A 7,000-nucleotide genomic window follows, 5' to 3' on the forward strand; every position below is an offset into this window, starting at 1 on the left:
TTCGGGTAGTTGCCCAACCGATACTCCCGCGGCACTTCCCGACTCACTACCTCCACCCCCGTCTTCGGCCGCTGGTTGTCATAATCCCACGCGCTGTAAAACACCGGATCGATGCTCCCAAACTGCGAGTGAATCCCCGACGCCGGCACGCTGTCGTCGATGTTCTCGATGTGGTTGTTCCCATAGCCACCCTCATTGTCGCCTCCCCCTACTCCAAACTTGAACTCCTGACCAACCACATCCCCCGAATCCGGCGAGTAGAAACACACCAACGTGTACACCGTGTCCCCCGCCACCAGGTCACCATGCGTGCCGTCATCGTACATCCGATGCGCAGGATCCGCCATCAATCCCGCGCCCCACGTCCCCCATCCACCCGTGGCCGGCCCGTTCATCGCCAAACCCCACCCCACTACCTGATCCGCCGACGTCACGTGCAACGTCCCCTGTATGTCCTGCAACGTGCTCCCCGCCAACACCTGGTACACCGCAGGCCGCGCATCACACGTGAACGTCACCGTCACCGGCCGCGCCACCACCGCCGTGTTCCGGAACAACGGCATCCGGTGAATATCCGACTTGCTGGCCACCACATCCTCCACCGTAATGGCCGCTCCCCCTATCGGCTCCACCACCCGCCGCTCCGCCTCCCCCACCGTCTCCCCTGCATAGTAAAAGTTATAGTAAATCTCCCGATACTCCACCCCATTCTTCACCTTGTAGTACTGGTAATCCAACTTCCCCCCAATGGTGGTCACCACCGTGTCGGTGGCCGTGTAGCGCGACGTAAACCCAAGCCGCCGCATCTGCACCGTCCGCACCCCCGCCGCCGTCCCAAAATACCCCGACCGCACCAACAACGTGTCCCCATGCGCAAATCCAAAATTCGCTATCGCCTGCCCCATATCAGCTACCCACGTCACCACCACCTGATCCCGATGCTCCACCGCACGCGGACGCTTGTTGTCAAACCAAAACCAGTGCACCGTCGTGTCTACCCCGCTCAACTCCACGTGATTCTGCAAACTCGGATTGTACACCAAATTCCCCCAATCCTCATCCAACGCCGCTCCCGCCCGGTGCACCACCACCTTGAACTCTATCGCATGACCCGCATACTGATCCGGCACATGCACCGCCCCACTGTAAAAATACCCCCCACTGTACTGCCGCGACCCCATGTTCACATGGTCGCTCTCCCGCACCAACGGATACGTCCGCCCCCACGATATCTCCCCCGTCTGACCCCAATCCACATTGTTCGACCCCCGCAATCCTATCACCTGCGCCCCAGGATTGAAATCCTCCCACCCCTGCACATTCACCCGCACCCACACCACAAAACTGTTCGGCTCCTCCACCCACGGCCGCGCATACTGCTCCGCACCCCACAACCACCCATTCACAAACTGCAACGGCAACGTCGTGTCCGCATCCCCCACCACCAACACCCGATTGCCCGTCGCCACATCCCCCTCCCACCCCTGGTGCTCCCACTCCGCCCCCGCGTACACCGTGTCGTGCGCATTCGTGTAAAACTTAAACTCCACCCGCTCCCCAGGGGTAAATTCCGCCGTCCCCCGCCAGTAGTCACCTCCCACATTCTCCAAAAATACCGGCGATGCCCCACTCCAGGTCAACGGACCGCCACTCCCGCGTACCTGCACCGTAGAGGTCGGCCCCAACGTGTCCGGCACCGTCGCCGTGTTCGCCACAAAAGTCACGCGCACGCGCGATGGGGGGAAGGCAGCGCGATAGCGGGCCCTGGCTGCCTGCACATTTGCCAGCAGATCATCCAGCCCATCGCCGTAGACCACCGCGTAGGTGAGAACCGCCGAGTCACCGGGCGCAAGGGTGTACGCGCCAGCGTTGACATTGTAGATTGCCCCATCGGTGCCGAACGTGAGCGGCCCGTCAAAGCCCGTCTCGGTCAGCATCTTGAAGCGCGTGGAGTCGTGCGCCTGATCCGAGTTGGGATCCGGAGAGTAGACGTTCCAGTCGAGGATCTTGTAGGAATACGGTTCTCCGGAAACCAGGGCGACACCCAGGTGAGGGGGATCAGAGCCGCGATAGTTGTAGGCGATGCGGTGCGTTGCGTTCCACTCGCAGGTGCCGTCGTAGCCTGCGTTGACCATCGGCACTACCGTGGCACCCAAGTACAGCTGCATAGCCTCCGCGGCCATGTTGACCACCGCAAAGCGCGCCAAGAAGAATTTGTCGTTGTTCCAGCCGTAGAGGTGCACGCGCACGTGCACGTTCGGCGGCAAATTGGAGTAGCTATTGTCGGCCACCGTGTACAGCTCGACATCGGCCTTTGTCGGGGTGGCAAGCTTGTAGGCGTTGATTACCTTGTTAGCGTCTTGCATGTAGTCATAGACGGCGTCCTTGGAAAGCCCTGCGGACATGGTGATCCGACCCACCTGCCGCGTGCCTGAGTTACTCGGCGCGTAGAGTCGAATCTGTCCCGCGTTGGTGAGATACAATCCCACTGCCCCTGTCTCGCCCCTGGCCTGTGCAAACGATTGGGATGTCATCATTAACACAGCGACCAAGGTGACTAAGAGAACAACACGCTTTTCCATTTTCTCCCTCCCTCGGCTACTGCAGCCGACCTTTGCATGCTCGCGCACGCCTGCCCTGCTCATTTGCCGTTCGCCTTGTTGTTGCTCGCCGTTGTTACAGACCTTACTCCCGCTCTCACACGCACCCTTTGCGCATCACCTCCTTTGCCGATTTTGGTCATACGCCGACAATCTCAGCGGTTTCACCCACGTGCCCGCTCAGCCGCATGCACTTTCTCAAAACTCTATCCCCAGGGAAAACCTCTGCACGTCATCGAGAAGGTTGAAAAACGAATAGGCATAGTCCACGCGCACCCGCGAGCGCGCCAAGGGCAGTCGCACCCCCGCCCCCAGCGTCCAGTCCTCCTCATCGTAGTTGTAGCGATACCCCGCCCGCAGGAAGGCGACCTGCCGCAGTGCCAACTCCATGCCAATATTGATGCGCTCGCTGTTGTCGTTCGGGTGTGCCGCATCCATAGCTGCCCGCAAGGCAAGGAAAGGCGACCGGTATACATCGAAGGCAATGCCCACCTGAAAGTGCAACGGCAACGGATAGGTCTCGGTCTGGAGCCGCGCCGGCGTAAGACGGTTGCGCGGGACCGAAACATTGCGGTCGTGGACGACGTCGAGGTCGCGACCATCCAGCCTCAAATCGGCGCCAAAGTTCGTCATGGCCATGGCGATAACCAGTTGCCGAAAGTCCAGCCGGTACTGGGTACCCACATCGAAAGCCAGGCCGCTGGCGCTCTCGTGCCAGATCCTCTGCCGCACGTACTTGGCCGTCACGCCCACCGACATGCGGTCGGTCAACCCGCGCGCGTACGTCATGCCCAAGGCGACGTCCTGCGCATCCCAGAACTCGCCGCTCCCTTCCGGCTGCAGCTCGGTGGTGACCTCCATCTTATCCATACCCAAGGAGGTCACGGACACGCCAAGCACTCCCCACCGCTGAAGGTTGAGCACATAGCCCACAGACGTCATGTGGACGGTTGCGAACCACTGCAGGTGGGAGAAGTGGACAGCCTGCCGCTGCACGTGGGTAATGCCGGCCGGATTCCAGAAAAGAGCCACTGCGTCCTCGGCCATCCCCACGTAAGCTCCTGCCATGCCCACCGCCTGAGCCCCGACCGGAATCTGCAGAAACTGCGCCCCCGCGGTTCCGAGATTGGGATTCTGGGCCTGTGCCAAGCCCGTCAGGCCGAACGCGAGCATTGCCGCAACGCTCGCCGCAAATAGGGCAAGAGTTCTCTGCATACGCATGAACTCCTCTGTTGTCTACTTTATCACCGCGAAACGGCTAACATGCCGTGCTGTCTTGGTGCTCACCATGTACAGGTACACACCAGAACTCAGTTCTCGTCCTCCCTCTGCCCGCAGGTCCCAGGTCTCCGTGCCGGTGCCATTGGTGTGGTGGATCGTCTTGATCAAATCGCCGTCCAGGGTAAAGACATGGATGGTGCACTCTGCAGGCAGGTGAATAAACTGGATCTGGCGAAGGGGCTCGCGCCGCAGCTCGCCAAACTCTGGTTCAAATAGCGACGAGACCACGTAGGGATTGGGCACCACTTTGACCCGCGCCAGTTCGTTGTCCTGCAGCGCCCGTCCGGTCGAAGGGGCCTGCACCGCAAAAGTGTAGCGGTCGCTGGCGCGTGGGGGATCGGGAATGTTTGTGCGAATGCGGAAGACGTTCCCTGCCCCCGGTGCGCTCTTCTCGTCAAAGACAATGCGCACCGCGATTCCGCCGAAAGATAGGCTTCCTCCGCTTGGCAAAGAATCGCTCCGCGCCACAACCTGGCCACCCCAAGTGGTCACCTGAAGCACCGCGCGCTGCTTGCCACTCCCGCTCGTCACTGGATCGGCAAAGCTCAGGGTATAAGTCATTTCGATGATCTGTGACTTGTCCACCACCGTCGGCGTGATCTCCACCATCGCCGCCCCACTCACGCGGGTCACCGGGTCGATGTACCCCGAAGGGAGGACTTGCAGCAGCAGGCCATCCGTAGTGGCCAGCCAGCGCTTCCAGTCCACGATGCGCGGCGAGAGCACCACTGTCCCATCCGAGCGTTGCGCGCGGATGCCGGTCTGAATGACCAAGGAGTCTCCCGGCTCCGGCAACAGCGTGGGCGGTGCGTCCGGATCCGGGTCAACAAGGGTCAAGGCAAGGCCTTCGAATTGGAGGGTCTGCCCGGAGACGTAGGGATGTCCCACCACGATGTCGCGTCCCCTCGTCTGGTTGCGCACACAAAGCCGCCCTGCATTGTCAAAGGCAACGCCGTAAAGGTCGCCGGAGGCAAGAGCGGGATCCACCACCGTCACCGAGGCCTGCGTATTGAGATTGCCCCTGACAATTCTCGCAACCGGCGGGAAGCTGACCTCATATTGAAATCCGCCGCATTGCTGCGCATCTGCCACGCTCACCGCCAGGGAAAAATCGGAAGGCCCAGAGTGTTCTACCGAGCCCACAGCGCCTGGCACCAGGTCCAATGCCTCGCTGCGTGGTGTGGCCGCCACCGTGTTGATAGCCGCCAAGGTGTTCCCCCGCGGCGATTCCAAGCTCTCCACCGTGGAGTCCCCCTGGTCATAGCTGGTGATCGTGTACCAGTACTCGAAACCATTGACGACATTGGTGTCCACGTAGCTGTACTCGAGGCCCGTGTCGCGCCCAATGCCATTTACCACATCGAACTCGGCGAGCGGTACGGGGTCCGGCCCCACACTGGGGTTCTCGTTGCGGTCGATCTGGTCCCAGTGCACCCCGCCGTCGATAGACTTGTACAGGCGATAGCCCTCAAAATCGAGCCGGTTCGAAAACGGGTCCCGTTCACTTTCCGGTCGATTGTCCCAGTAGAGTGTCACCCGACCGTCGCCGGCTACTGCCGTGAGGGCAGGAGCGGAAGGAGGCTTCGCCATCTCGAAATTGAGCTCCGCCGCTTTCAGCGCCATGAGCGTGTTCGACAGCAGCTGCCCCAGATCATTCCCGGCGACGATGGCCGTCATAAAGGTGAGCGTATCTCCCACCGGGAGCGTGTACGGCCCAGAACTCATGATGGCAACGACGTCCAGGCCAGTGGCGGGAATGGTGTTTGGATCGTCATAGTGCAGTGTGGGCAGGGTGCCCACATGGAAATAGCGCTTGCCCAATGACGAATTGAACAGCCGGGGATCGGAGCTCATGATGCGGTACTGGACCGTGTCCAAATCCATGTCATCATCATAGAGGTTGTAGTGCCAGTCGGTCACTCCCAGCTGCTTCCCATCCACCTCGGGCGTCTTCAAAAACGCGCAGCCGAAGTAGCCGGTAGTATTGCCCACCCATTCTGACGTGTAGCCGTCGTCGTAGAAATAGAGGAGATTCAGCGACTCCTCAAACGCCACGCGATCGTCCGCATACTCCGGGTCGCCGCCGGAGACGTTCCCGACGTCGATATCGACGTAGAGAGCGAAATAGAGCGAATCCAAGTCAGATTCGCCCTTGTTGATCACATCGAAAGTGAAGAAGATCATGTCCTCTAAGGACTTTAGCCCGAAGGCATAGCTGGTCTGGGCGATGTGCACCCCAAGCCGCTTCACCGTGTTGTTGCTGTCACTGTAAACGCAGAAAGCGTCCTGGTCAGACTTGATGATGGGGTTGCCGGCGGCGTCCCGTACTGGCCAACCCGTCGCCGGCCACGAAGATGGGTCGTCGCTCATCGCCACCTTTGCTCCCGCCGGGTTGTGGTAACCCCCTACGGCCTCCCATTCCTCGTTGGTGGTGAAGCGTCCCTGAATCACATTTCCCGGAATACCGACGAACGGGTTGATGCGGTAGATGTAGTGCCGGCCGCTGCCGTAGGGGTACTCCCCGCTGGGGCCCTGGCTCAAGCGCCGCGGATAGAGCTTGCCCCGGTTCTCAAAGAACAGACCGATATTGCTGGCGTTGTGAATGCCGGCAGCCCGATCCTTGATACCCAAAGGCTTGGCCAAGTCGCTCTCAGCTTCCCTGTCTTTGTCCTTCCCTCCGGAAAACACTTGCGCCCCAGCAAGTGAGGCAATGACCAAAATCGAAAGCAGAGAAAAAAGAAGGGCTCTTCGCATGGGATAGTTCCTCGCAAACCGAGCTGCTGACCCACCCAAGACGACCTCACAACCGCACTCCAAGTCCGACTCGGACGCGGCGTGGCGGCCCGTAGTTGCTTGGGTCGCGCATGTACTCGAGTGAATGATTGCCTTGACGCGTAAAGTCCGGCTCTCCGGTATCAGGATAGACGTAGACGACGTTCTTGAAGTTGGTCAAGTTCAGCGCCTCGACAAAGAGCCGCACCTTCACGCCCTTCAGGCGAAAGGTCCGCCCGACCTCGCAGTCCAGCGTGTAATTGGAGGGCATGCGCGCGGAATTTCGGATCACAAAACCAACGTCGCGCCCGGAAGGCGTGTAAGGGAAGCCACTGCTGGCGCTCAGT

The 7,000-nt window shown here is 60.5% G+C and carries 4 protein-coding genes; all 4 read right to left on the bottom strand.

What is annotated here, in order from left to right; genetic code table 11:
- Window positions 1-2,582: hypothetical protein (locus tag H5U38_11115; GenBank protein MBC7187574.1), on the bottom strand; the 2,582-nt coding region annotated here is incomplete at its 3' end.
- A 216-nt stretch (window positions 2,583-2,798) separates the two neighbouring features.
- Window positions 2,799-3,815: a PorV/PorQ family protein gene (locus H5U38_11120; GenBank protein ID MBC7187575.1), complete on the bottom strand. Its 1,017-nt coding sequence runs from the start codon at window positions 3,813-3,815 to the stop codon at window positions 2,799-2,801.
- A gap of 21 nt (window positions 3,816-3,836) precedes the next feature.
- Window positions 3,837-6,635, bottom strand: a complete 2,799-nt coding sequence (locus H5U38_11125; protein ID MBC7187576.1) for a hypothetical protein — start codon at window positions 6,633-6,635, stop codon at window positions 3,837-3,839.
- Window positions 6,636-6,681: 46 nt separating this feature from the next.
- Window positions 6,682-6,945: a TonB-dependent receptor gene (locus H5U38_11130; GenBank protein ID MBC7187577.1), complete on the bottom strand. Its 264-nt coding sequence runs from the start codon at window positions 6,943-6,945 to the stop codon at window positions 6,682-6,684.
- Window positions 6,946-7,000 lie beyond the last annotated feature (55 nt).

It is taken from the genome of Calditrichota bacterium (assembly GCA_014359355.1).
GTDB lineage: Bacteria > Zhuqueibacterota > Zhuqueibacteria > JANLFK01 > Oleimicrobiaceae > Oleimicrobium.